This window comes from Micromonospora sp. WMMD558 (genome assembly GCF_049315255.1).
Lineage (GTDB): Bacteria > Actinomycetota > Actinomycetes > Mycobacteriales > Micromonosporaceae > Micromonospora.
In genome coordinates, this window is the sequence record NZ_CP186061.1 from 5,331,754 (window position 1) to 5,355,725 (window position 23,972).

General features: G+C 73.7%; 27 protein-coding genes. 8 read left to right on the plus strand and 19 right to left on the minus strand.

Going from position 1 to position 23,972, the window contains the following annotated elements; translation table 11 throughout:
- The first annotated feature begins 7 nt into the window (after positions 1 to 7).
- Both ACN26Y_RS25385 and ACN26Y_RS25390 read left to right on the plus strand, forming a co-directional pair.
- Positions 8 to 895: a universal stress protein gene (locus ACN26Y_RS25385; protein WP_155332674.1), complete on the plus strand. Its 888-nt coding sequence runs from the start codon at positions 8 to 10 to the stop codon at positions 893 to 895.
- Positions 896 to 1,099: 204 nt separating this feature from the next.
- Positions 1,100 to 1,942, plus strand: a complete 843-nt coding sequence (locus ACN26Y_RS25390) for a universal stress protein (RefSeq protein ID WP_422733641.1) — start codon at positions 1,100 to 1,102, stop codon at positions 1,940 to 1,942.
- Positions 1,943 to 1,982: 40 nt separating this feature from the next.
- Here ACN26Y_RS25390 and ACN26Y_RS25395 read toward each other — a convergent pair whose 3' ends face one another.
- From ACN26Y_RS25395 to ACN26Y_RS25455, 13 genes are all read right to left on the minus strand, one after another.
- Positions 1,983 to 2,612: an FMN reductase gene (locus ACN26Y_RS25395; RefSeq protein WP_422733642.1), complete on the minus strand. Its 630-nt coding sequence runs from the start codon at positions 2,610 to 2,612 to the stop codon at positions 1,983 to 1,985.
- Complete coding sequence (locus ACN26Y_RS25400) at positions 2,609 to 3,748, minus strand: LLM class flavin-dependent oxidoreductase (protein WP_422733643.1); 1,140 nt, start codon at positions 3,746 to 3,748, stop codon at positions 2,609 to 2,611. The genes ACN26Y_RS25395 and ACN26Y_RS25400 overlap by 4 nt, the downstream gene beginning before the upstream one ends.
- Positions 3,749 to 3,886: 138 nt before the next feature.
- Complete coding sequence (locus ACN26Y_RS25405; RefSeq protein WP_230688773.1) at positions 3,887 to 4,159, minus strand: MoaD/ThiS family protein; 273 nt, start codon at positions 4,157 to 4,159, stop codon at positions 3,887 to 3,889.
- A 4-nt stretch (positions 4,160 to 4,163) separates the two neighbouring features.
- Positions 4,164 to 5,249 (minus strand): WD40/YVTN/BNR-like repeat-containing protein, encoded by a 1,086-nt coding sequence (locus tag ACN26Y_RS25410; RefSeq protein WP_422733644.1) that lies wholly within the window; start codon positions 5,247 to 5,249, stop codon positions 4,164 to 4,166.
- Positions 5,250 to 5,472: 223 nt separating this feature from the next.
- Entirely contained in the window at positions 5,473 to 7,137 is a 1,665-nt protein-coding gene (gene ptsP, locus ACN26Y_RS25415) for a phosphoenolpyruvate--protein phosphotransferase (protein WP_422733645.1), read from the minus strand.
- Positions 7,130 to 7,411, minus strand: a complete 282-nt coding sequence (locus ACN26Y_RS25420) for an HPr family phosphocarrier protein (protein ID WP_155332681.1) — start codon at positions 7,409 to 7,411, stop codon at positions 7,130 to 7,132. The genes ptsP and ACN26Y_RS25420 overlap by 8 nt, the downstream gene beginning before the upstream one ends.
- Positions 7,412 to 7,450: 39 nt before the next feature.
- On the minus strand, positions 7,451 to 8,491 hold the full coding sequence (locus ACN26Y_RS25425) for a zinc-dependent dehydrogenase (protein WP_155332682.1): 1,041 nt from the start codon (positions 8,489 to 8,491) through the stop codon (positions 7,451 to 7,453).
- Positions 8,488 to 8,958, minus strand: a complete 471-nt coding sequence (locus ACN26Y_RS25430; RefSeq protein ID WP_155332683.1) for a PTS sugar transporter subunit IIA — start codon at positions 8,956 to 8,958, stop codon at positions 8,488 to 8,490. Before ACN26Y_RS25430 ends, ACN26Y_RS25425 begins: the two co-directional genes overlap by 4 nt.
- Positions 8,951 to 9,259 (minus strand): PTS lactose transporter subunit IIB, encoded by a 309-nt coding sequence (locus ACN26Y_RS25435; protein ID WP_155332684.1) that lies wholly within the window; start codon positions 9,257 to 9,259, stop codon positions 8,951 to 8,953. The genes ACN26Y_RS25430 and ACN26Y_RS25435 overlap by 8 nt, the downstream gene beginning before the upstream one ends.
- Before the next feature lie 5 nt (positions 9,260 to 9,264).
- Complete coding sequence (gene mtlA, locus ACN26Y_RS25440; protein ID WP_155332685.1) at positions 9,265 to 10,437, minus strand: PTS mannitol transporter subunit IICB; 1,173 nt, start codon at positions 10,435 to 10,437, stop codon at positions 9,265 to 9,267.
- A gap of 65 nt (positions 10,438 to 10,502) precedes the next feature.
- Positions 10,503 to 11,447: a 1-phosphofructokinase family hexose kinase gene (locus ACN26Y_RS25445; RefSeq protein WP_155332686.1), complete on the minus strand. Its 945-nt coding sequence runs from the start codon at positions 11,445 to 11,447 to the stop codon at positions 10,503 to 10,505.
- Positions 11,444 to 12,205, minus strand: coding sequence for a DeoR/GlpR family DNA-binding transcription regulator (locus ACN26Y_RS25450; RefSeq protein WP_155332687.1), 762 nt, complete (start codon positions 12,203 to 12,205; stop codon positions 11,444 to 11,446). Before ACN26Y_RS25450 ends, ACN26Y_RS25445 begins: the two co-directional genes overlap by 4 nt.
- A gap of 479 nt (positions 12,206 to 12,684) precedes the next feature.
- On the minus strand, positions 12,685 to 13,938 hold the full coding sequence (locus ACN26Y_RS25455) for a YncE family protein (RefSeq protein WP_422733646.1): 1,254 nt from the start codon (positions 13,936 to 13,938) through the stop codon (positions 12,685 to 12,687).
- Positions 13,939 to 14,140: 202 nt separating this feature from the next.
- Here ACN26Y_RS25455 and ACN26Y_RS25460 point away from each other — a divergent pair, with 202 nt between their 5' ends.
- Positions 14,141 to 14,596: an RNA polymerase sigma factor gene (locus ACN26Y_RS25460; RefSeq protein ID WP_422733647.1), complete on the plus strand. Its 456-nt coding sequence runs from the start codon at positions 14,141 to 14,143 to the stop codon at positions 14,594 to 14,596.
- The gene (locus ACN26Y_RS25465) at positions 14,589 to 15,308 is read left to right on the plus strand and encodes a hypothetical protein (protein WP_155332690.1); all 720 of its coding nucleotides are present in this window, start codon (positions 14,589 to 14,591) and stop codon (positions 15,306 to 15,308) included. The genes ACN26Y_RS25460 and ACN26Y_RS25465 overlap by 8 nt, the downstream gene beginning before the upstream one ends.
- A gap of 26 nt (positions 15,309 to 15,334) precedes the next feature.
- Here the strand turns inward: ACN26Y_RS25465 and ACN26Y_RS25470 are convergent, their stop codons facing one another.
- Both ACN26Y_RS25470 and ACN26Y_RS25475 read right to left on the minus strand, forming a co-directional pair.
- Entirely contained in the window at positions 15,335 to 16,360 is a 1,026-nt protein-coding gene (locus ACN26Y_RS25470; protein ID WP_155332691.1) for a 1-aminocyclopropane-1-carboxylate deaminase, read from the minus strand.
- Positions 16,357 to 17,052, minus strand: coding sequence for a GntR family transcriptional regulator (locus ACN26Y_RS25475; protein WP_230688775.1), 696 nt, complete (start codon positions 17,050 to 17,052; stop codon positions 16,357 to 16,359). Before ACN26Y_RS25475 ends, ACN26Y_RS25470 begins: the two co-directional genes overlap by 4 nt.
- 153 nt (positions 17,053 to 17,205) lie before the next feature.
- On the opposite strand from ACN26Y_RS25475, the gene ACN26Y_RS25480 reads away from it, so the two are divergent.
- Positions 17,206 to 17,736 carry a SigE family RNA polymerase sigma factor gene (locus ACN26Y_RS25480; protein ID WP_422733648.1) on the plus strand — a complete coding sequence of 177 codons (531 nt, stop codon included), beginning with the start codon at positions 17,206 to 17,208 and terminating at the stop codon, positions 17,734 to 17,736.
- Positions 17,729 to 18,556, plus strand: a complete 828-nt coding sequence (locus ACN26Y_RS25485) for a hypothetical protein (protein ID WP_422733649.1) — start codon at positions 17,729 to 17,731, stop codon at positions 18,554 to 18,556. The genes ACN26Y_RS25480 and ACN26Y_RS25485 overlap by 8 nt, the downstream gene beginning before the upstream one ends.
- Before the next feature lie 32 nt (positions 18,557 to 18,588).
- On the opposite strand, the gene ACN26Y_RS25490 is transcribed toward ACN26Y_RS25485, so the two are convergent.
- Together ACN26Y_RS25490 and ACN26Y_RS25495 are read right to left on the minus strand one after the other, a co-directional pair.
- Positions 18,589 to 18,978 (minus strand): DUF2267 domain-containing protein, encoded by a 390-nt coding sequence (locus tag ACN26Y_RS25490; protein ID WP_422733650.1) that lies wholly within the window; start codon positions 18,976 to 18,978, stop codon positions 18,589 to 18,591.
- Positions 18,979 to 19,206: 228 nt separating this feature from the next.
- Positions 19,207 to 19,452 carry a hypothetical protein gene (locus ACN26Y_RS25495; RefSeq protein WP_422733651.1) on the minus strand — a complete coding sequence of 82 codons (246 nt, stop codon included), beginning with the start codon at positions 19,450 to 19,452 and terminating at the stop codon, positions 19,207 to 19,209.
- A gap of 62 nt (positions 19,453 to 19,514) precedes the next feature.
- Between ACN26Y_RS25495 and ACN26Y_RS25500 the strand changes: the two genes are divergently transcribed.
- Positions 19,515 to 19,670, plus strand: coding sequence for a DUF5919 domain-containing protein (locus ACN26Y_RS25500; protein ID WP_422733652.1), 156 nt, complete (start codon positions 19,515 to 19,517; stop codon positions 19,668 to 19,670).
- 402 nt (positions 19,671 to 20,072) lie between these two features.
- Here ACN26Y_RS25500 and ACN26Y_RS25505 read toward each other — a convergent pair whose 3' ends face one another.
- Both ACN26Y_RS25505 and ACN26Y_RS25510 read right to left on the minus strand, forming a co-directional pair.
- Positions 20,073 to 20,405, minus strand: coding sequence for a hypothetical protein (locus tag ACN26Y_RS25505; RefSeq protein ID WP_155332697.1), 333 nt, complete (start codon positions 20,403 to 20,405; stop codon positions 20,073 to 20,075).
- A 121-nt stretch (positions 20,406 to 20,526) separates the two neighbouring features.
- Positions 20,527 to 21,186 (minus strand): DNA-3-methyladenine glycosylase, encoded by a 660-nt coding sequence (locus ACN26Y_RS25510; RefSeq protein ID WP_155334289.1) that lies wholly within the window; start codon positions 21,184 to 21,186, stop codon positions 20,527 to 20,529.
- Positions 21,187 to 21,262: 76 nt separating this feature from the next.
- On the opposite strand from ACN26Y_RS25510, the gene ACN26Y_RS25515 reads away from it, so the two are divergent.
- On the plus strand, positions 21,263 to 23,860 hold the full coding sequence (locus ACN26Y_RS25515) for an AMP-binding protein (protein WP_155332698.1): 2,598 nt from the start codon (positions 21,263 to 21,265) through the stop codon (positions 23,858 to 23,860).
- The last annotated feature ends 112 nt before the right edge of the window (positions 23,861 to 23,972 follow it).

The window sequence follows — 23,972 nt, forward strand, 5'->3', positions numbered from 1 at the left end:
GAACGTCATGACGATCAACACCGGTGCCCCCGTCGTGGTGGGTGTGGACGGCTCCGCCGCCGCGCTGGACGCGGTCCGCGTCGCGGCCCGGGAGGCGGAGTACCGGCAGCGTCCGCTGCGGGTCGTGCACGCCTTCATCTGGCCGCTGACCGGCGCCCCGCTGACCCCGGTTCCCGGCGCTCCGGTCACCGCCGGACTGCGTAACCAGGCGGAGCGGTACGTCGCCGAGGCCGTCGACGAGGCCCGCAAGGTCTTCCCGGAGCTGCGCGTCGCGGGCGTGGTCGTCGACGGCGCGCCGACTCCGGTGCTGCTGGACGAGGCGCGGGAGGCCGCACTGGTGGTGCTCGGCCACCGGGGCCTCGGCGGCTTCGCCGGCCTGCTGCTCGGATCGGTCACCGTGCAGGTGTCCGCCCGCGCCCAGTGCCCGGTGCTGGTGGTACGCGGTGAGCCGCGCGCCGACGGCCCGGTCGTGGTGGGCGTCGACGGCTCCGAGCTGTCCACCGAGGCGATCGGCTTCGCGTTCGAGGAGGCGGCCCGCCGGGACGCCCCGCTGGTCGCGGTGCACGCCTGGCTCTACCCGACCCCGGTCGGCCCCGGTGACATCCTGCCCCTCGTCTACGACCTCGACGCGTTCGGCGCGGAGGAGGAGCGGCTCCTCGCCGAGTCGCTCGCCGGGTTCGCCGAGCGGTACCCGCAGGTTCCGGTGCGGCACCGCCTGGTGCGCGGCTCTCCCGGCCGGGTCCTCGTGGACGAGTCGAAGGGGGCCCAGTTGGTGGTGGTCGGCGCGCACGGGCACGGCGCCCTCGGCGGCCTGCTGCTCGGCTCGGTCAGCCACGCCGTGCTGCACCACGCGCACTGCCCGCTGGTCGTCGTGCGGCACCCCCGCAGCTCCTGACGACCGCTCGGTGCCGCCGCGCCGGCCGCCTCGCGGCCGGCGCGGCGGTCGTTCCGGCGCGGCGGTCGTTCCGGCGCGGCGGTCGTTCCGGGACCGGGTTCGGGACGATCACCTGCCGGGAAAGGGACGAGGACCCGCCGGGAAACACCTACCGGTCGGGGGCCGCGCGCCGACAATGACCTGATCGAGTCCGGGAGGGCCGCAATGAACCGACCCGTCGTGGTGGGAGTGGACGGATCGCCGTCGAGCCTCGTGGCGGCGGAGCACGCCGCCCGCGCCGCCCTGCTGCGGTCGTGTCCGCTGCACCTGGTGCACGGCTACCTGCATCCGCTCGGCTACGGCATCCCGCTCAACCCATACGAGCTGGGCGTTCCCGCTCCCAACGAGGAGGCCGGGAAGATGCTGGAGCAGACGGCGGCCGACCTCGCGGGCCGGTGGCCGGGCCTGGAGGTGGCGGTCCGCCAGGTCGCGGGTGGGCCGGGCGCGACGCTAGTGGAGGAGTCGCGCCGGGCGGAGCTGGTCGTGGTGGGCAGCCGGGGCCACGGCGGTTTCGCCGGACTGCTGCTCGGCTCGGTCGGTACGCAGGTCGCCGCCCACGCCCACTGCCCGGTGCTGGTGGTCCGTCCCGCCGAGGAGCCGATCACGGTCGACGGTCCGGTGCTGGTCGGCGTGGACGGGTCGGAGGCAGCCGAACTGGCCGTCGGGTACGCGGCCGAGGAGGCCGCCCGGCGGGGGGCCGAGCTGGTGGTCGCGCACGTGGACCGCCCCGACGAGGAGGGCCCGGCGCAGACCGGGGACCTGGTCGAGACGGCGGCGGCGGCCGCTCGTGGCAGCCACCCGGGCCTGACCGTCGCCGTTCGGCTGCTGCTGGCCGACAAGCCCGAACCGGCGCTGATCGAGGCGAGCAGCGGCGCCGCGCTGGTGGTCGTGGGGACCCGCGGACGGGGTGGCTTCGCCGGGATGCTGCTCGGTTCGGTCAGCCAGTCCCTGGTGCAGCACGCACACTGCCCGGTGCTGGTGGCGCACCCCTACGGCCAGGCCCGCTGAGCCGTCCCGGCCCGACGGGACAGCCGGGCCGGGACGGGGCTCAGGCGCCGCGCCGCAGGCCGCCGAGGAGGTCCTCGAAGTCCCCGGTGAGCGCGAACGGGTCGGCGGGGCCGGTGGACGGCACCCGCCGGTGCATCTGGTCGGCCAGTTCGGCGGCGGCCCGCTCGATGCGGCGCCGCAGGGCGCCGTCGGCGGTCCCACCGGACCAGTCCTCGGGAGCCGCGAAGACGGCCGTGGGCACGACGACCGCGTGCAGGTACGCGAACATCGGTCGCAGCGCGTGCTCCAGGGCGAGCGAGTGCCGCGCCGTGCCGCCGGTGGCGCCGGCCAGGACCGGCCGGTCGGCGAGGGCGTCGGAGTCGACCAGGTCGAAGAACGACTTGAACAGCCCGTTGTACGACGCGTTGAAGATGGGCGTCACGGTGATCAGCCCATCGGCGCCGGCCACCGTGTCCAGCACCTCCCGCAGCGCCGGCGACGGGAAGCCGGTGAGCAGGTGGTTGACGATGTCGTGGGCGTGCTCGCGCAGCTCGACGGGGCGTACGTCGACGGTGTCGCCCCGCCGGACCAGCTCGTCGCGGGTGGCGGCGGCGAGCTGGTCGGCGAGCAGCCGGGTCGACGACGGCTGGCGAAGGCCGGCCGAGACGACGGCGAGGGTGCGCTGTGTCATCGCGTCCCCTCGGGGGCACGCCCCGTCACGTCGTCGACGGCGTGGACGGTGCTGTCGGCGCCGCCGCCGGCGGCGGCCACGAGCGCGGCGTGGACGGGCGCCTCGGGCACGTGCGCCGGCCGCAGCGACTCGAACTCCTTGCGGAGCACCGGGACGACCTCCTCGCCGAGGATGTCGAGCTGCTCCAGGACAGTCTTCAGCGGCAGCCCGGCGTGGTCGATGAGGAACAGTTGCCGCTGGTAGTCACCGACGTACTCCCGGAAGGTCAGCGTCCGGTCGATGACCTGCTGAGGGCTGCCGACGGTCAACGGGGTCTGCTCGGTGAACTCCTCCAGGGACGGCCCGTGCCCGTAGACCGGCGCGTTGTCGAAGTACGGACGGAACTCACGGACCGCGTCCTGCGAGTTGCGCCGCATGAACACCTGCCCGCCCAGCCCGACGATGGCCTGGTCGGCGGAGCCGTGACCGTAGTGCTCGAAGCGCTGCCGGTACAGGCCGACCATCCGCTGCGTGTGCTCCTTCGGCCAGAAGACGTGGTTGGCGAAGAAGCCGTCACCGTAGTACGCGGCCTGCTCGGCGATCTGCGGGCTGCGGATCGAGCCGTGCCAGACGAACGGCGGTACGCCGTCCAGCGGCCGGGGTGTCGAGGTGAACGACTGCAGCGGCGTGCGGAACTTCCCGGACCAGTCGACCACGTCCTCGCGCCACAGCCGGCGCAGCAGGTCGTAGTTCTCGATGGTCAGCGGGATGCCGTTGCGGATGTCCTGCCCGAACCACGGGTACACCGGGCCGGTGTTGCCGCGCCCGAGCATCAGGTCCACCCGGCCGTCGGCCAGGTGCTGGAGCATCGCGTAGTCCTCGGCGATCTTCACCGGGTCGTTGGTGGTGATCAGCGTGGTGGCGGTGGACAGCAGCAGCCGAGACGTCCGGGCGGCGATGAAGCCCAGCATGGTGGTCGGCGACGACGGCACGAACGGCGGGTTGTGGTGCTCGCCGGTGGCGAAGACGTCCAGGCCCACCTCCTCGGCCTTCAGCGCGATCGTGACCATGGCCTTGATCCGCTCGCGCTCCGTCGGCTCCCGACCGGTGGTCGGATCGACCGTGACGTCACCGACCGTGAAGACTCCGAAGTGCATGACCCGCTCCCTGAGTGACCGCCGGGACCGCGGTGGCCCCGGACGACCCCCACAACATATTTGACGAGTCAACTATTCCGGTCGCATCGGCCGGCCGGGTGGCCCGGATCACGCCGTCGACCGGTCGGGGCGCTGCCGTCAGCCGCCCGCCACCGACGGGAGAACCTGCACCTCGGCGGCGTCACGCACCGGCGTGTCCAGGCCGCCGAGGTGCCGGCAGTCCTCCCCGTCGACGTAGACGTTGACGTAGCGGCGCAGCTCGCCGCGCTCGTCACGGATCCGCCGGCCCAGCCGGGGCCAGCCGTCGGCCACCTCGTCCAGGACGGCCCGCAGGGTGCCCGAGGTCGCGACCGTCAGCCGGCTCGCTCCGCCGGCCTCGCCGCGCAGCGGCCCGGGCAGCAGCACCGTCACCACGTCACACCTCCGCCGCGCGGACGCAGAGCACGTCGGGCAGGTGCGCGGCCACCAGGGACCACGAGTCGCCGGCGTCGCGGCTCGCGTAGACCTCGCCGGAGCGGGTGCCGAAGTAGACGCCACCGGACTCGGCGTCGTCGGCGCACATGGCGTCCCGCAGCACGGCGGGGAAGAACGGGCCCTCCGGCAGGCCGGCGCTCAGCGGCTCCCAGGTGGCGCCCGCGTCGCCGGACCGCCAGACGCGACACCGGCGGCCGGCCGGGAAGCGCTCGCTGTCGGCGGCGAGTGGGAAGGTGAAGACGCTGCCGGGCCGGCCCGGCAGGGTGACGATCGGGAAGCCGAAGTCACTGGGCAGGCCCTCGGCGATCGACGACCAGCTGCGCCCGTCGTCGTCCGAGCGGTAGACGCCGTGGTGGTTCTGCGCGTAGAGGCGGGCGGGATCGCCCGCGTCCCGGGTGACCTTGTGCACGCACTGACCGAACTCGGGCCACTCGTCGGGCAGGAAGTAGGCCCGGATGCCCGTGTTGCCGGGCGACCAGCTCGTGCCGGCGTCGGTCGAGTGGTAGACGCCGCCGGTGGACATGGCGACGGTGACCCGGTCGGTGTCAGCCGGATGCGGCAGCACGGTGTGCACCGCCTGGCCGCCGAAGCCGGCGCCCCACTGCTCCCGGTGCGGGTGGTCCCACAGGCCCCGCACCAGCTCGAAGGTCACCCCACCGTCGTCGGACCGGAACAGCGCCGACGGCTCGGTGCCCGCCCACACCACGTCGGGCTGGTCGGCGCCGGCCGGGGTGAGCTGCCAGACCCGGCCCAGGCTGACCCCGGTGTCGGCCGGGAAGGCCACCGGCGCGTGCTCCGGCTCGCGCCAGTTGGCGCCGAGATCGTCGCTGGTCGCGACCGTCGGACCGAAGTGTGAGCTGGTCGTGCCGGCGAGCAGCCGCGGTGAGGCGCGGCGGGTGTCGATCGCGACCGCGTACACCCCGGTCATCGGGTGACGCGGCCCGGTGACCTCCCAGGTGCGCCGGCCGTCGGTGCTGGTGGCCAGGAAGAGGCCCTTGGCCGTCCCGATCGCGAGCAGTGTGGCCATCGACCGTCTCCGTCCCCTCGGCGATACGCGTCCCGTGATTATGGCCACACCCACCGACAGAACCCGACGGCCGGCCGTACGGTCCGCGCCGCCGTCCGGTGCGGCGGTGTCGCGGACCGCGGGGACGGGGACGCCTGGCACGATCCCCAACCGCGGACGCGCCCGAGCTGGTCCTGTGCTTCCGCACTCGACCTGCCAGCACGAACGCGGGTGACCCGCCCGGTCAGTCCGGCGCCGGCCGGGCCGCGCGCCGGACGGCGGCCCGCGCCTGCTCCGCGTCGTCGGCGGCGAGCGCGAGCGCGGCCAGCCGTTCGCAGTCGGCGAGGGAGTGCGCGGCCAGCGCCGCCCGCACCGGTGCCAGCGCCCGCGGGGACATCGACAAGCTGCTCACGCCGAGACCGGTGAGCACCACCGCGAGCAGCGGATCGGCGGCCGCCTCCCCACAGACACCGACCGGCTTGCCGGCCGTCCGGCCGGCGGTCGCGCAGCCGGCGATCAGCTCCAGCAGTGCCGGCTGCCACGGATCGAGCAGGCCGGCGAGGTCGCCGCACTGCCGGTCGGCGGCGAAGGCGTACTGGCTCAGGTCGTTGGTGCCCACGCTGAGGAAGTCGATCTCGTCGAGCAGCCGCCGGGCGCGCAGCGCCGCCGCCGGCACCTCCACCATCACGCCCACGGTGTCCAGGCCGGCGCCGCGCGCTATCGAGGCGAACTCGCCGGCCTCCGCGGCGGTCGCCACCATCGGCGCCATCGCCCGGACCTCGGCGCCGGTCCGCCGGGCCGCCAACTCGATCGCGTGCAGCTGGGTCCGGAGCACCTCGGGCCGGCGTCGGGCGATCCGCAGACCCCGCACGCCGAGTGCCGGGTTGGGCTCGCCGGCCTGGTCGAGGAAGGGCAGCGGCTTGTCGGCGCCCGCGTCCAGCGTCCGGATCACCACCGGGCGGCTGTCCACCGCCGCGAAGACCTCCGCGTACGCCCGGCTCTGCTCCTCGATGCCGGGCGCCGTGTTCCGGCCCAGGAACAGCAGCTCGGTACGGAAGAGGCCCACCCCCTCCGCCCCGGCCGCCTCCTCCCCGCGCAGCTCGGCCGCGGAGCCGACGTTGAGCAAAAGCCTCACCTCGTGCCCGTCCGCGGTGCGGCCCGGTCCCCGGCTCCGGCCGGCCCGCCGGCTCCGCGCCGCCGCCGCCCGGGTGGCGGCGACGACGGCCTCGTCGGCGTCGGTGAGCACCTCGCCGGAAGCGCCGTCCACCCGGACCACCGTTCCGTCGGGAACGGCCAGCGTCCCGGCGCAGGACACCACGGCGGGCAGACCGAGGGACCGGGCCAGGATCGCGGTGTGGCTGGTCGGGCCGCCCAGCTCGGTCACCAGGGCGAGCACCAGCTCGGGATCCAGGTCGGCGGTGTCGGCCGGGGCGAGGTCACGCGCGGCCAGCACGTACGGATATCCCGGGGTCGGGACGCCCGGCATCGGCCGCCCGAGGCTCGCGGCGACGGCGCGGTCCCGGATGTCGTCGAGGTCGGTGACCCGTTCGGCGAGGTGACCGCCGGCGGCCTGGAACGCCCGACGATGTTCGGCGAAGGCGTCGGCGATCGCGTGCGGGGCGTCCCGACCGGCCCGGACGGCCTCGGCGATCGTGTCGCGGAGGAGCGGGTCCTCGGCGATCATCGCCTGGGCCCGGAGGATCGCGGCCGCCTCCGGCCGCCCCGCCGAGTCCGCGCGGCGGCGCAGTTCGGTGCCGACCGCGGAGAGGGCCGCGGCGGCGCGGGTCAGTTCCGCCTCGACGTCGGCGACGGCGGCCGGTTCCGGCAGCCGGGGCGCGGGAGCCACCCGCAGCAGCGGACCGGCGGCCAGGCCGGGACTGACCCCGATGCCGGTCAGCCGCTCAGGCATCGGCCGGCTCCTCGTCCAGGTTGCGCCGCAGCAGGTCGGCGAGGGCCTCCAGTGCGGCCTCCGCCCCGTCGCCCTCGGCCGACAGGATCACCTCGGTGCCGTGGGTGGCCCCGAGGGACAGGACGGAGAGCATGCTGCGGGCGGGGACCGGCCGGCCGCCCGGCAGCCGGACGCTGACCGCGACGGGCTGGGCGGTGGCGGCCTCGACGAAGAGGGCGGCGGGGCGGGCGTGCAGCCCGCTGGTCGACCCGACGGCGACGGTACGTTCGGGCATGACGACTCCTCAGGTGGTGGATCCACGGATCCGAGCCGGTCAGGGCTCGACGGTGACTTTGATGCCGGCGCCCCGGGAGACGATGTCGAACGCGTCGAGGGCCCGCTCCAGCGGCAGCCGGTCGGTGATCAGGTCCGCGACCGGCACCGCACCACTGGCGATGAGCTGCAGTGCGGCCTTGTTGTGAGCGGGGCTGGAGCCGTTGGCGCCGACGATGGTGAGCTCGCGGTAGTGCACCAGGTTGGCGTCGACGGCGATGACCGGCCGGTCCTTGGGCAGGCCGCCGAAGAAGCTGATCCGGCCCTGGCGGCCGACCATCTGCAGCGCCTGCTCCTGTGCGGCGCCGGAGGCGGCCGCGGTGATGACGACGTCGGCTCCGGCGCCGTCGGTCGCCTTGAGGACCGCGTCGACCGGGTCGTTCTCCGCCGCGCAGACCGTGGCGTCCGGCGCGACGAGCGCCGCCGCCAGGTCCAGCCGGTCCCGGTTGAGGTCGACCAGGGTGACCCGGGCGGCACCGCGCGCCCGGGCGAGCCGTACGTGCAGGCAGCCGATCGGGCCGGAGCCGATGACCACGACGTCGTCGCCCGCCCCGACCCGGGCGAGTTCCTGGCCGTTGAGGACGCACGCCAACGGCTCCGCCACCGACGCCTCGGCGAAGCTGACCCCGTCCGGGATGCGGTTGAGGCCGTCGACGGAGAGCACCTTGGCCGGCACGACCATGTACTGGGCGAAGCCGCCCTCGTAGTGGTAGCCGATCGACTCCTGGTTGGGGCAGACCGTCATCCGGCCGCGGCGGCACTGGTCGCACCGCCCGCACGGGATCGCCGCGATGACCTGGACCCGGTCGCCGGGCCGCCAGTCGGTCACGTCGGCTCCGATGTCGACGATCTCGCCGGCGATCTCGTGACCCATCACCCGGGGCGGGTCGATGTGGTGGTGACCGAACCGCCAGATCTTCACGTCGGTACCGCAGGTGGAGCAGTTCCGTACCCGGATCCTGACCTCGCCCGGTCCCGGCGTCGGTTCGGCTGCGTCCTCGACCCGCACGTCACCGGGAGCGTGGAAGCGGACAACCTTCATCGGTCAGTCTCCTCATCGACGGGCTTGAGCAGCCGGAGAACCCCGTCGGCGTCGGTCGCCTCCCGCAGCGCGCGGGCTCGCTCGGGGTTCAGCAGGATCTCGGCCAGCTGGGCGAGCAGGGCCACGTGACCGTCGCCGCGGGCGGCGATCGCCACGCAGAGCACGACCTGCTCGCCACCCCAGTCCACGCCGGCCGGGAAGCGGAGCACCGCGAGCGCGTCCCGGCGTACGGCGTCCTTGCCGGCGAGGGTGCCGTGCGGAATGGCCACTCCCTCGCCCACGTACGTCGACACCGCGCGTTCCCGCGCCAGCATCGTCTCGACGTACGCGGGATCGACGGCACCGGTCTCGACCAGCACCGCGCCGCTGCGCCGGATCGCGTCCTCCCGGTCGGCGGCGGTCTCGCGGAGCCGGATCGCCCGTCGGTCGAGCAGCGCGGCGAGCCGTCCGGTCGTCACCTCAGCCATCGACCGCACCGCCGTTCTTCACCGCGGCGACGACCTTTGCCACCGCTGGATCGCCGACGAACACCTGGAACGGCACGACGACCTTCTCGGGGGCGACGGCCCGGGCGCGGGCGGCGAGTCCGGTGTGGACGACGACCACGTCGGCGTCGGCGGGGATGTGCTCGACCGGGGTGTGCTCCACCGCCACCGAGTGCTTGCCGAGCTGCTTCCGGAGCTGGCTGGCGAGCATCACGCTGCTGCCCATGCCGGCGTCGCAGGCGACGACGATCTTCCGGATGTCGCTTCCCTGGATGGTGGTCATGTCGCTCAGGCCTCCGAAGCTGCGGTGGGGGTACTGGTTCCGGCGGTCTGCCGCGGCAGGGGCGCCCCGTGGGCGGTCGCCGGCGTGGGTTCCGCCTCGTCGCCGCCCGCCTGGTCGTCCGGCTGGTCGTCCTTGAGCCGGCCGAAGCCGAGCAGCGCGGACGCCACGACGAACGAGACCGCCGCAGCGATGAGGACACCGAGGAAGACGCCGAACCAGCCACCCCGCGGCGTGACGGCCGCGTAGGCGAAGATGCTGCCCGGCGAGGGGGTGGCGACCAGACCGGCGCCGGTGATCATGAAGGTGCCGACGCCGGCCGCGCCTCCGGCGATCATGGCGAGGATGAGCCGCGGCTTCATCAGCACGTACGGGAAGTAGATCTCGTGGATGCCACCGAGGAACTGGATGATGATCGCGGCCGGCACGGTGGGGCGCAGCGTGCGGGGCCCGAAGAACAGGAAGGCCAGCAGCAGCCCGAGCCCGGGACCGGGGTTGGACTCGATCATGAAGAGAATCGACTTGCCGGTCTCCGCCGCCTGCGCGACGCCCAACGGGCCGAGCACGCCGTGGTTGATCGCGTTGTTGAGGAAGAGTACCTTCGCCGGCTCGACCAGGACCGAGGCGACGGGGAGCAGGTTGTTGGAGACCAGCCAGTCGACACCGTCACCGGCGAGGTCGGTGAACCACCGGACGACCGGACCGATGACCCAGACGCCGACCAGCGCCATGCCACCGCCGATGATGCCGGCGGAGAAGTTGTTGACCAGCATCTCGAAGCCGGCCCGGACGCGGTCCTCGACGGCCTCGTCGAAGAGCTTCAGCAGGTATGCGGTCAGCGGGCCGATCAGCATGGCGCCGAGGAACATCGGCACCTCACTGCCGACCACGATGCCCATCGTGGCGACGGCGCCGACGACCGCTCCGCGCTGGCCGTGCACCAGCCGGCCCCCGGTGTAGCCGATCAGCACCGGAAGCAGGACCGTGATCATCGGCCCGACGAGCTCGGCGAGGGTTTCGTTGGGGATCCAGCCGGTGGGGATGAACAGCGCGGTGATCAGACCCCAGGCGATGAACGCACCGATGTTGGGCATGACCATGCCGGCCAGGTGACCGCCGACCCGCTGGATCCGGGCCTTGATGCCGGTCCCCGTGACGGCGGGGGTGTAATCCGTGGCCATGGGTGGCCTCCTGTTCGACTGCCGGCCGCCGGGCCGGTGCGGGTGGTGGGGGTGAGTCGGGCCAGTCAGTCCCTTGTGAGCAGGTGCCGGACCAGGTCCGGCCGATGGTGGATGTGGACGTGGTCGCGGCGCAGGTCGCCGGGCCCGGGCATCCGGCTGCCCGGCAGGCTGACCGCCGCCGCGCCCCAGGCGAGTCCCTCGGCGAGCGCCTCCCCGCCGGTGGCGCCACCGGCCAGGAAGCCGGCGAGCAGGGCATCCCCGGCGCCGACGTTGCTGCGGCGCTCGGCGACGGGTGCGGTTCCGGTGACGACGCCGTCGCCGTCGACCAGGACCGCACCGTCCGCACCCAGGCTGGCCACCACGGCCCGGGCGCCCAACTCGCGTAGGTGCTGGGCGGCGGTGACGACGTCCTCCGTCGAGTCGACCGCCCGCCCGGTAGCCTGGGCGAGCTCCTCCCGGTTGGGCTTGAGCAGCCATGCTCCCGCGGCCGCCGCGGCGACCAGCGCCGGGCCGCTGGTGTCGACCGCCAGCCGGACTCCCGCGTCGAGCAGCCGGCGGCACAGCTTGCCGAACTCGTCGACCGCCAGGGACGGCGGGTTGCTGCCGCACACCACGACCCAGTCGGCCGAGCCGGCGGCGGACAGCACCAGCTCGGTCACCGCCTCCAGCTCGGCGCCGGAGAGCGCCGGGCCCGGTTCGTTGATCTTCGTGATCGTGCCGTCCGGCTCGGCGAGGGTGATGTTGGACCTGGTCCGTCCGGCGACCGGTACGGCGACCATGGGTACGCCCTCCGCTGCCAGCAGCCGGACCAGTTGCTCCCCCTCCGGGCCGCCGCACGGGATGACGGCCCGCGACGGCACGTCGTTGGCGAGCAGCGCCCGCGCGACGTTGACTCCCTTGCCGCCGGGGTCGAGGTGCGCGGGTGCCGCCCGCAGCACCGCTCCGCGCACGAGCGATTCGACGGCGACGGCCCGGTCCAGGCTCGGGTTGAGGGTGACGGTGAGGATCATGCCCGGATCACCTCCGGGCCGGCGTGCCGCAGCGCACCGGCGGCGGCGGTGCTCAACCCGGTGTCGGTGATGACCACGTCGACGTCGGCGAGCCGGCCGAACCGTGCGAGGTAGTCGTTGCCGAACTTCGTGTGGTCGGCCAGCAGCACGGTACGCCGGGCCGCGGCGATCATCGCCCGCTTGACGGCGGCCTCGGCGGGATCCGGCGTGGTCAGCCCGCGCTCGACCGAGCAGCCGTTGGTCGCCATGAACGCCACGTCGACGTACATCTGGGACAGCGCCTGCAGGGCCCAGTCGTCCACCGTCGCCATCGTCCGGCCCCGAACCCGGCCGCCGAGCATGATCACGTTGAGATTGGGCCGGGCGGCCAGCAAAGTCGCCAGCGGCGGGGCGTTGACGATCACCGTCAGCTCGCGCTCCGTGTTCAGCGCCTGGGCCAGCCGCCCGGTGGTCGTGCCCGCGTCGATGATGACGGCTCCCTCGTCTGGGACCTCGGCGAGGGCCGCCTTGGCGATGCGTTCCTTCTCCGCGGTCAGCACCGCGTCCCGAGCGGCGAGTGCCGGCTCGAAACCCAGCCGCTCGACCGGGATCGCACCCCCGTGCACGCGGCGCAGCACCCCCGCCCGCTCCAACGCGGTCAGGTCCCGCCGGATGGTCTCGCTGGTCACCGCCAGTTCCTCGGCCAGGACCATCACGTCGACGCGCCCCTGGGCCCGGGCCCTGCGGAGGATCTCCTGTTGCCGTTCCTCGGCGTACATCGCTTGGTTTCACCGCCGTTTCGATGTGGCTTCCTCTTTGTTTACGCCCGAGTGTGTGGGAGGTCAAGAGGTCAGCACTGGCAATCTGCCGCCACAGCGCCCCGGGATGGGTGACGACCACGACCTGGGTACGGGCCGCCCCGGCGAGGATCAGACCGGCGAGCGGCCGCAGCACGTCCGAATGGAGGCTCGTCCCCGGCTCGTTGAGCATCAGTAGCACGGGCGGGCCGCGAGGCCGTCGCGGTCCCCGATCTCCCGGATCGTTTCAAGGGCTGCGAAAGGTCAGCGCCGGCGTGGGCGAGAACGGGCGTCCGGGTGCCGATCTGCGGGCGGCGTGCCGGCGCGACCGCGTCCGTACGGCGATGGTCTACAGGCTCTACGTGCCGGTGCCGTTCGCCCTGTCAGGCCCCCTGCGCTCACCAGTACGTGTTGAGCTCCCGGATCAGGTTCCACGTCGCCCCGCCCTCGGGCTTCTGGTGTCAGGCGCCGGCGACCAGGCCGCGCAGCGTCACCAGGCCGGGCACCGGCACTCGGCCCAACTCGGCACCGGTGGCCGGATCGTGCCAGCTGACGGAATCGGTCTGGCCCACGTACAGCCGCCGGCCGTCCGGGCTCGGCACGAGACCGGTGACCGGCTCGCGAACCTGCCATTCACCGGTCGGCCCGAGGTCGGCCAGGCCCATGGTCCGCACCGTCGTACCCACGCCGACGAAGAGGCGGGCACGGTCGGCGGCGGCGTGAGCCGTCCCGATGCCGCTGGGCAGCCGGACCGTTCGCCGTACGGTCAGGTCCTGGGTCGAGATCTCCGCCGCCGTACCGGACGTGGCGTCGACGACGACGAGCCGGCCTCCGTCCGGGGTGATCGCGATGGCGTGACCGCTCCCGGGCGCCGCACCGAACGGGTTCGGCAGGTCGACGCAGAACGCCCACCGCCCGGTGAGGTGCAACGTGTGGACGAACGCGTGCACGTGGCCGGGCCGACCGCTGACCAGGTCCCGGGTGTGCCGGTGGCCGGGCTGATGGGTGTAGAGCGTGTAGAGGGTCGACCGGTCCGGCGCCATCACCGCTTGGCGTCCCTCACCCCGCATCTCCTCCTCCGCGCCGACCGGGACCGGCCCCTTGTCTCGCGTGAAGAGCGGACCCGGCTGCGTGGTGGCGAGGTCGACGACGCGGACCCGGTAGCGGTCCGGCGACGTCGGCGGAAGCCACTCCAGGACGAACAGCCCGGTGAGATCCTCGGTGAAGGTCTCCGGGACGTAGTTGCCGGGCAGTTCCAGACGCCGAGGGACCCCGTTCCCGTCGACAATCATCAGTGGGGTGGCGTTCCGCCCCTCCGGGCGCCCGTCGGTCACGTTCACGGCGTCCGACGTCAGCGCGACCGTCGTACCGCTGGCCGAGACCGCCTGCGGCAGCCAGCGTCCGGGCAGCGTGATCCGCGCGGAGGTCCGGCCCGTGGCGGTGTCGACCCGCCAGAAGGCGGTGTCACCGCCGTCGGGTGCGGTCGCGTGGATGACCGACCCGTCGGCGGCGGGAAGCGAGCCCGGGAAGCTTTGCCGCTCGTCACCGCGCAGCAGCCCGAGCCCGTCCGCGATGTCGACGACCAGCGCATCCGGAATCGGGACGTTCGCCGCCGGGGCCTGCCGGCGGGTTCGCTCGCAACCGACCACCGTGGCGGTGCCGGTGGCCGCGAGCAGGGTCAGGACGGTACGCCGCGAGATCGTCGTCTTTGCCATCATGCCCGGGTGACACCGGCGGCGGCGCTGAGGTTCCGGTCGGCCAGGTGGAACCCGATCGCGCCGGGCGGTGTCATGAGGTCGTCCCCACCGGAGGTTCCCACTGGACGACGAGGATCTCGTCACCCGCGCCCGGGCAGGTGACCTGGAGGCGTACGAACTCCTGGTCGCCCGGCACACCGCGTCCGCGTACCGGACCGCGGTGCTCCTCGGCGCGGGCGCGGATGCCGAGGACACCATCCAGGAGGCGTTCGTGAAGGCCTTCCGCAGCCTCTCCCGCTACCGGGGCGAGTCCTCCTTCCGCTCCTGGCTGCTGGCCATCGTCGCCAACGAGACCCGCAACCTGCACCGGTCGCGCATCCGCCGGGACGGGCTCGCCCTCCGCGCCGCGACGAGCAACCCGGCACCGGAGGTCACCGGGGACGTCGCCGTCGACACCGTCCTGGCCGCGGAACGCCGCGCCACGCTGGTCCAGGCGTTACGCCGGCTGCCGGTGAAGGACCGCGAGGTCATCGTCTGCCGGTTCTTCCTCGATCTCAACGAGGAGGAGACCGGGGCGGTGCTGGGCTGGCCCCGGGGCACGGTGAAGTCGCGGATGTCGCGGGCCCTGAAGAAACTTCGCAGCCTGCTCGACCTCGCCGAGGTCCGCAATGGATGACCTCGAGAAGGAGCTGCGCGAACTCTCCGGCTGGCTGGAGACACCTGACCCGCCCGAGGTGGCCGCCCGGGTACGCGCGCGGCTCGCCGCGCCGGCGGCCCGCCGGCGCCGGTGGCGCTACTGTCTGGCCGCCGCGCTCGCCGCCCTGCTCGCCATGGCGCTGCCCCCGGGGCGGGCCGCCCTCGCCGACGCCGTGGCGGAGCTGCTGAGGTTCGCCGGGGTCGCCATCGCCACGTCTCCCGGACGGGCGCTTCCCACCACGACGTCCGTGCCGTTGCCGTCGCAGCGGCCCGCCGCCCTGACCGAGGCACAGGACAAGGTCCGCTTCCCGATCCGCCTGCCGGCGAAGCTGGGCCCGCCCGAGCAGGTGCTGGTGGCCGATCGAGACGACACGGGGACGTACCGGGTCGCGACCCTGCTCTATCGCGACGGCACGCTGCGGATCGACGCGTTCGACGGTCGTCTCGACCCGGTCTTTCAGAAGCAGGCCGGCGGACCAGGGGTGGACTGGGTCCAGGTCGGTGACGGCAGCGCCGTCTGGGTCGGCGGGCCGCACGAACTGGTGTACGTGGATCGCACGGGCACGCCGCGCGTGGAGACCGCCCGGCTCGCCGCCTCGACCCTCATCTGGGAGACCGACGGGGTGAGCTACCGCCTCGAGGGCGACCTCACCAAGCTGGCGGCGATCGAGATCGCCACCTCGCTGGGGTGAGCGAAGCACCCGGCCTGGCGACGGTCTCAGGAGAACAGCGCGCTGTAGCCGTTGAGCGCGGGCTGGCCGCCGAGGTGGGCGTAGAGCACGGTCGAGTCCCGACCGATCTCACCGGTACTGACCAGGTCGACGAGACCGGCCATCGACTTCCCCTCGTAGACCGGGTCGGTGATCATCCCCTCCGTCCGCGCGGCCGTGCGCATGGCGTCCAGGGTGCGCTCGTCCGGGATGCCGTACGTGCCGCCGTGGTAGCGCTCGTCGAGGACGATCTCGTCGTCCGCGAGGGGACGGTCGAGCCCGATGAGGGCGGCCGTGTCGCGGGCGATCCGGGCCACCTGGTCCCAGGTCTCCTTCGGCTTGGCGGAGCCGTCCACGCCGACGACCCGGCGGGGCCGGCCGCCCGCGGCCTGCAGGGCGGCGAAGCCGGCGACCATGCCGGCCTGGGTGCTCCCGGTCACCGAGCAGACGACGATCGTGTCGAAGAAGACGCCCAGCTCGCGTTCCTGCTCGGCCACCTCGTACGCCCACCGGGCGAAGCCGAGGCCGCCGAGCCGGTGGTCGGAGCCGCCGGCCGGGATCGCGTACGGCTTGCCGCCGGCCTCCTCGATCTCGCGGAGCGCCCGCTGCCAGCTCTCCTTGACGCCGATGCCGAAGCCCGCCCGGACCAGGCGGACGTCCGCGCCGGCCAGCCGGGACAGCAGAATGTTGCCGACCTTGTCGTAGCCGGCGTCCGGCCAGTCCACCCAGCTCTCCTGCACGAGGACGCAGCGCAGGCCGACCCGGGCCGCCACCGCCGCGACCTGCCGGGTGTGGTTGGACTGCACGCCGCCGATCGACACCAGCGTGTCGCAGCCCTGCGCGAGCGCGTCGGCGACCAGGTACTCCAGCTTGCGGGTCTTGTTGCCGCCGAACGCGATGCCGGAGTTGCAGTCCTCCCGCTTCGCCCACACCGACGCGCCGCCGAGGTGCGCGGTGAGCCGCTCCAGCGGGTGCACCGGGGAGGCGCCGAAGAGCAGAGGGTACCGGGCGAAGGAGTCGAGTGCGGGGGTCATGGCATCTCCTGGGGAGGCTCGTGGGGTGCCCGGACGGCTTCGTCCGCGAGATCGGCCTGAAGGATCTCGTCGAGGCTGGACCAGATGGTGGCGGTGATGTCGGCGGCGGCTTCGGGGGCGCCGGACGCGCACGCCCGGATCAGCTCCTCGTGCCGGCGTACCGACCCCTCCCCGGGCAGGGTCGTGAACCGTTGCCGTTCGAGCCGTCGGATGAGCGGGGTGTAACGGTCGATCGTCGCGGCGACCGCCCGGTTGCCGCAGGCGGCCACCAGCACGTCGTGCAGGGTGTCGTCGGCGCGCAGCGCGCGCTCCACGTCGCCCCTCCGCACGGCGCCGGCGAACTCGGCGTTGGCCGCGCGCATGGTGGCGAGGTCGTCGCCGCTCAGCCGGGGAACGGCCGACCGGGCCGCCAGCTCGTGCATGGTCCGCACGACCACCAGGGCGTCGCGGACGTCGCGGAGGATGAGCGGCGTCACCCGGGTGTGGCTCTGCGGCTTGGATTCGACCAGCCCTTCGTCGGCGAGCCGCGCGAGCGCGTCGCGGACCGGCGCCCGGGAGAAACCCAGCCGTTCGGCGAGGTCGCGGTCGCGGACGACCTGGCCGGGCGCGAGCGTCCCGGCGACGATCGCCGTCTTGATGGCGACGTACGCCTGGTCGCGCAGGAGCGTCCGGCCCACCGGCTTGAGATCCACAACTGATATGTTAGATGTCAATTTCGATTCGGGGAACCCCGCCGGGACTCTTGTTCGCACCGATGCAACCGCCGCTACCGGCCGGGCGTCAGTGGGGGTGTCACGCCGGCCGCCCGCAGGCCGGGTCGACGGGCCGAGAGGGGAGGGGATCCGATGCCGGAGGTTGACACCGCCGCCACCACGGCGGAGGACCCGCAGAGCTCGTTCGACGCGTTCTACCGCGCGACCCGGCAGCGGCTCTTCGAGTTCCTCTACGCCCTGACCGGAAACGCCGCCGAGGCCCAGGACGTGCTGCACGAGGCGTACGCCCGGGCCTGGCAACGCTGGTCGACGGTGCGGGAGTACGACGCCCCCGAGGCGTGGATGCGCACCGTGGCCCGGCGGATCGCGGTGAGCCGGTGGCGCCGGGCCCGCAACGCCGTCTTCGCCCACCGGCGGGCCGGCCCCCCCGACGACCTGCCGGGACCCAACCCGGACAGTGTCGCGCTCGTCACCGCGCTCGCCCGGCTCCCGGTCGAGCAACGCACCGCCATCGTGCTGCACCACCTCTGCGACCTGCCGGTCTCGGCCGTCGCCCGGGAGACGGGGGCACCCGAGGGCACCGTGAAGGCCCGGCTCGCGCGCGGTCGCCGCGCGCTCGCCGGGCTGCTCGGCATCGACCTTGAGGAGGAGAGCCGTGTCTGATCAGCTCGATACGCTCTTCGCCGGGATGCGCGGCGCCCGGCCCCCGGCCGACTTCGCCGCCGCCGAGCAGGTGCGCCGGCGCGGCCGGCAGCGCACCCGGCGCACGGCGCTCGCGGCGGGGGCCGGTGTCCTGGCCGTCACCACCGCGGCCGCCGGCCTCGGCGCGACCGCGTGGCCGTCCCGGCCCGACGGCGTCGCACCCCCGGCCGGCCCGACACCGACCGCCACCGTGCCGGCCCCGACGCCGCCCACCCCGACGCCGTCGCCGTCCCGGCCGGGGCCCACCGGGGACGCTGCCGGGCTACTCCAGCCCGACGAACTCGGTCCGGGCACCTGGCGTCCGTTCGAGGCGGAGCAGATCCAGAACCCGGACATGTGGTTCTGGGGATTCTGGGACGGCATCTGCGCGGCGTACCGGTCGAACCAGTTCCCCTCACTGCCGCACCAGGACTCCGTCGAGACGGTCGCCTACCGGTCGGGCGACGGCGACGCCGCCACCAGCGCCTTCCAGATCGTGGAGCGGTACGAGACCGGCTGGGGCGACGAGAACCTGACCGACGTCCGCGCCGCCGTCGACCGGTGCGGGGAGGCCGCCTCGGACGGGCCGGCCATCCGGGTCACCGTCGTTGACACGGGCATCGCCGGCGACGAGTCCCTGCTCCTCAAGCAGGAACAGACTCCGGCGGACAGCACGGAGCCACAGATCGACCACATCGCCGTCGTCCGCGTCGGGGACATCGTGACCACGGTCCGGGCGTACCCGTCGGACCCGGCCCGCGTGCGCGACCTCGCCGGACGGGCCGCCGCCCGACTCGGCTGAGGGTGGCCTCCCGGCGTCGCCGGGCCGGCGGATCACCCTTGGACGCGAGCCGCCGGCCGGAGCAGCCGCCGGAAGTCCTTCGGCAGTTCCGCGACCAGGTCGTCGCGCTCGTCGGCGCTGACCGCCTCGCACAGGGTGGTCAGCACGGCCCGGGCAGTGACGGCGGCGCGATCGCCGTCCAGTCCCGTGCGGGCCTGGATCTCGGTGAGGAACTGCACCAGATCGAGCGGCTCGGCGAAGTCCACCTCCTTGCGCAGGTACCCCTGGAACTCCTCGGGGAGCTGCGCGGCCAGGCCGCGGGCCTGTTCACCGCTGACCCGCGCCGTCAACGTCGTGAGGGTGGCGCGGGTGACCGTCGCCGCCTCGGGGAGCGGCAGTCCGGCCCGCTCCGCCACCGCGTTGAGGAACTCCGTACTGTCCACCGGGTCTCTCCTTCCGAGGGCCCGTCGCCGAGGATGGGAAGGCCGCTGGGGCGGCGGCGCACCGGCTGGCGCACGGTCGCATTCCCGGTGCCGCACCGGGCAAACGGGGCACACGGAAGGGCCGGTGGGCGATCCTCCGACGACTCACCCGCCCGGCCGCCGTCCTCCGCGACCCGGACGGGCCGATACGCACGCAGACCGGACACGGCGGCACGATCGTGGTGCGGCCTAGCGTGACCGGCACGGTCCGTCGTGGCCGTCGCGTCGCCGGCAGCGGCCGGCACCGTCGATCCGGGCGTCACACCAGACACGGGTACGCAGGAACTGGCGGTCCTCCTCGCTGAGCGTGGTCTCGCCGAAGTCGATCGCGCTGACGTGATCGAGCGAGTCGCGCAGTGCCGTGGCGAGGATGATCGCGCCTTCGGGGCTGGTCAACGTGGTCGGCAGGTGGATGACCCAACGAGGCACGGTCACTGGAGCTGCCTGCGGTCCGCGCGGCAGGCGTTGTGGCGGGACTCCGGTTCAACATCCTGCTCGTGGACGATCTGTGTGTGGCGCAGCCCCACCTCGCCGAGACTCGGGGAGTCGACTCCCCCGCCTTCGTCATCCGCCAGGACCAGGCGGGCGCCGGCCTGTACACCGTGTTCGAGCAGGTCTTCGAGTCGCAGTGGCAACGCGGACAGCTGCTGTGAGCGAGTACCGCGACCTGCTGCCCATCGCGCTGGAAGCGATGGCGCGCGCGACGGCCGCGATGCGTCACCGGTCGCCTGGTGCCCTGACCGTCAAGGGTGACCGCGACCCCGTCTCGGACCTCGACTACGCGATCGAGCGTGACGTACCAGGATGGCCGCGACCACGACATCGCGTCCGTCGTGACGCTCGCAGTCACTCCCGGGCTCCGTGAGGCAGTCATCGACTTCTATCGTGGCGCCGTGTCATCAGCAAACCCGCACGAGCGGTGACAACAGAACGGCGGCTTGTACGACAGCCCGGGTTGGCCATGTAGACGCGGCTGGTATTCAGTCTGCCCTCGGCGGCGGTAGTGGCTGGTCCGGGCACCTGCTTGATCTCGACGCCGCGAGGCGGCCACCGCACTAGCGGGCAGCCTCGTCACGGCTGGATCGCCCGTGCAGGAAGGCAGCCAGCAGGGCGGTGACGAGGCCAGCCACCAGCAGGATCCTTATCACGTTGAACAGCACCACGTCGCCCATGGAGTGAGGCGGAAAGATGTCCTTGACGAGCCAGCCGACGCCCATCCCCAGCCCCAGACAGGCGTGCATCGCGGCCCGCAGGCGCGGGAAGGGCTGCGGGCGGCCGAAGATCCGAGGCACCGCCGTGCCGCCACCGCTCCTGGCGAGCAGCACGGCGGCCACGGCCAGGTTGGCCGCAGCGGCCACGACGGCCAAGACCAGGTCCACCGATCCCATGGGGCCACACGCTATCGCACGGGTGCCCGGCCCGGGATCAGCGGAAATTGCCGGCCAGTCTTCCGATCCCTCATCCAGCCCGAGACGTGTTCGGCCCAGGGCGGTCATGGGGTCGACTCGGTCACGCCGATAACTCGGTGTCGACCGGCTGGCCGCGCCGGCGGGGGACGTGTCGGCGGTAGGTGCTGACGGTCGGGTCGCCGGTGATCCAGAACCGCCACGGCACGTCGTGCGCGCCGGTCACCCCGACCCGCGGCCCGGCCGTGACGGCCTCCTCCGGCACCGGTTCGGCCGGCGGCAGCAGCCGGACCGGGCCGTCGCCGAGCAGGTGAGCGCCGTACACCGACCGGTCGATCCCCAGCGCCGCGCAGAGCCGGGCCGGCCCGCGCGCGAGATCCACGGCCCGGCGTACGGCGGGGCGCCGCGCCCGGGCGACGTCGAGGCCGTCGACCACCTCGCCGGCCCGCAGCAGCACCGCCGAGGCCTCCCCGTCCGGCCCGGTCACCACGTTCATGCACCAGTGCATGCCGTAGGTGAAGTAGACGTAGGCGTGCCCGGCCGGCCCGAACATCACCGCATTGCGGGGCGTGCGGCCCCGGTGGGCGTGCGAGGCGGGATCACCGGCCGTGCCGGCGTACGCCTCCACCTCGGTGATGCGGACGGTGACCCCGCCGGCGGACAGTCGGGCGCCGAGCAGGCCGCGGGCGGCCGGCACCACCGGCCCGGCGAGCAGGTCGGCAAGCTCCGCGAGGGCAGCGGGGCGTCGGTCGGGTCGGGTCACCACGGCTGCGACCCTATCCGGCCGTGACGGCGGTCGCCCGACACTAGGAAGCAAGGCCAGCCTTACCTTAGAGTTGGTGCCCGTGACACCCCTGTCCTCCCTGGTCCCGGCCGTCGGGGCGGTGCCGTTCGTTCGCGACCTGGCCGCCCACGGCGGCCGTCCCGCGATCGTCACCCGGGACGGGCAGATCTCCTACGCCGACCTCGCCGAGCGGGTCGCCGTCACGGCCCGGCGGCTGGGCGCCGGCCGACGGCTGGTGCTGGTGGTCGGCGCGAACACGGTCGACTCGCTGGTCGCGTACCTGGCCGCCCTGCACGCCGGCCACCCCGTGCTGCTGGTGCCCGGCGGGCACGACGCGGCGCTCAGCGGCCTGGTCGACGCGTACGACCCGGACGTGGTGGTCGGCCCGGCCGACGGCGGCTGGCGGGTCGAGCACCGCCGGGCGGCGTCGGCGCACGACCTGCACCCGGAGCTGGCGCTGCTGCTCAGCACCTCCGGCTCGACCGGCTCACCGAAGCTGGTCCGGCTGTCGCAGGCGAACCTCCAGGCCAACGCGGAGTCGATCGCCGGCTACCTGGGCATCCGGGACACCGACCGGGCGGCCACCACCCTGCCCCTGCACTACTGCTACGGCCTGTCGGTGGTCAACAGCCACCTGGTCCGGGGCGCCGCACTGGTGCTGACCGACCTGTCGGTCGCCGACACCTGCTTCTGGGAGCTGTTCCGGGACACCCGGGCAACCACGTTCGCCGGGGTGCCGTACACCTTCGACCTGCTGGACCGGGTCGGCTTCGCCGCGATGGACCTGCCGCACCTGCGCTACGTCACCCAGGCCGGCGGCCGGCTCGCCCCGGACCGGGTGCGCCGGTACGCCGAGCTGGGCCGCCGCGCCGGCTGGGACCTCTTCGTCATGTACGGCCAGACCGAGGCGACCGCCCGGATGGCGTACCTCCCGCCGGATCTGGCCCTCGACCACCCGGCGGCGATCGGCGTGCCGGTGCCCGGCGGCGCGTTCCGGCTCGCCCCGGTCGCCGACCATCCCGACCCGGACGCCGGCGAGCTGGTGTACTCCGGCCCGAACGTCATGCTCGGGTACGCGCACTCCCCCGCCGACCTGGCGCTCGGCCGCACCGTCGACGAGCTGCACACCGGTGACCTGGCCCGGCGGACGCCGGAGGGCCTGTGGGAGATCGTCGGCCGGCGCAGCCGGTTCGCCAAGATCCTGGGGCTGCGGATCGACCCGCAGCAGATCGACGCGCTGCTGGCCGCGCACGGGATCACCGCGACCTGCGTGGGCGGGGACGACGAGCTGATCGTGGCAGTGGCCGGCGCGGGCGACCCTCGCCGGCTCCGCCGCCTGGTCGCCGACGAGGTGAGGCTGCCGCCCCGGGCGGTGCGGATTCTCGTGCTCGCCGAGCTGCCCCGGCTCGCCTCGGGCAAGCCGGACCTGGCGGCGCTGCGCGGGCTGGCCGCCGCCGGGGTCGAGGCCCCGGCGGCCGAACCGGCCGCCGCCGGTGACCTCTGCCAGCTGTACGCGCAGGTGCTCGACCGGACCGACGTCACCCCGGACCTGAGCTTCGTCGACCTCGGCGGCGACTCCCTGTCGTACGTCGAGATGTCGGTGCGGCTGGAGCAGGAGCTGGGGCACCTGCCGGCGAACTGGCACACCCTGCCGATCGCGGAGCTGCGCGGCCGTGACCGGGATCCGGGGTGCGCCTCCCCCGAGCCGCGCCGCCGGCGCTCCCTGGAGACCAGCGTGGCGCTGCGGGCGGCGGCGATCGTGCTGATCGTCGGCTCGCACATCCCGCTGTTCACGATCACCGGTGGAGCACACCTGCTGCTCGCCGTGGCCGGCTTCAACTTCGCCCGGTTCCAGCTCACCGACGCCGGCCGGCGCGACCGGCTGCGGCAGATCGGCGCGAGCCTGCTGCGCATCGTGCTGCCGACGACCGCCTGGATCGGCGCGGTCATGCTGCTCAACGACCAGTACGAGCTGAGCACCCTGCTGCTGGTCAACAGCATCCTCCGGCCCGACGTGCCGGACGGCTGGCACTTCTGGTTCGTCGAGGCGGTGGTCTACCTGCTGGTGGGCCTGGCCGCGCTGCTCGGGCTGCGCCGGGTGGACCGCTGGGAACGGCGGTATCCCTTCGCCTTCCCGCTGGGGCTGACCGCGCTCGCGCTCCTCAGCCGGTACGACGTGTTCGGCCTCGACGCCCGCCACGACCTGCCGTCGGCGCTGGTCGCCGGCTGGCTGTTCACGCTCGGCTGGGCGGCCGCCCGGGCCGACGGCGTCCGGCAGCGGCTGCTGGTGACCGCCGCCGTCGCGGCCACCGTGCCGGGCTTCTTCGGGCAGCCGTGGCGGGAGGCGCTGATCGTGGCCGGCTTCGCGCTGCTGACCTGGAAGCCGACCGTGCCGAGCCTGGCCGTGGTCAACAAGGTGGCCGGCATCCTCGCTGCCAGCTCGCTCTACATCTACCTGACCCACTGGCAGGTCTACCCGCACCTGCGGGACCTGCCGCTGGTCGCCCTCGCCGCATCGATCGCGCTCGGCATCGCGTACGCCGCCCTGGTCAACCGCGTCTGGCGCTGGGTGACGGCGCTCGTACCACCGCGAGCCCGCAACCATGATCAGGTGATGCTCAGCCGGCCCGTCCACGGTTCGACGCCCCGCTGAGCATCACCCGTTCCCCAGGTCCTGGTCGGGTGGCAAAGGACCACGGGCATCACGATGCCACGGAACGGACCTGCGGACTGTCCGCCCGATGGGGTACGACTACCGGCAGGAG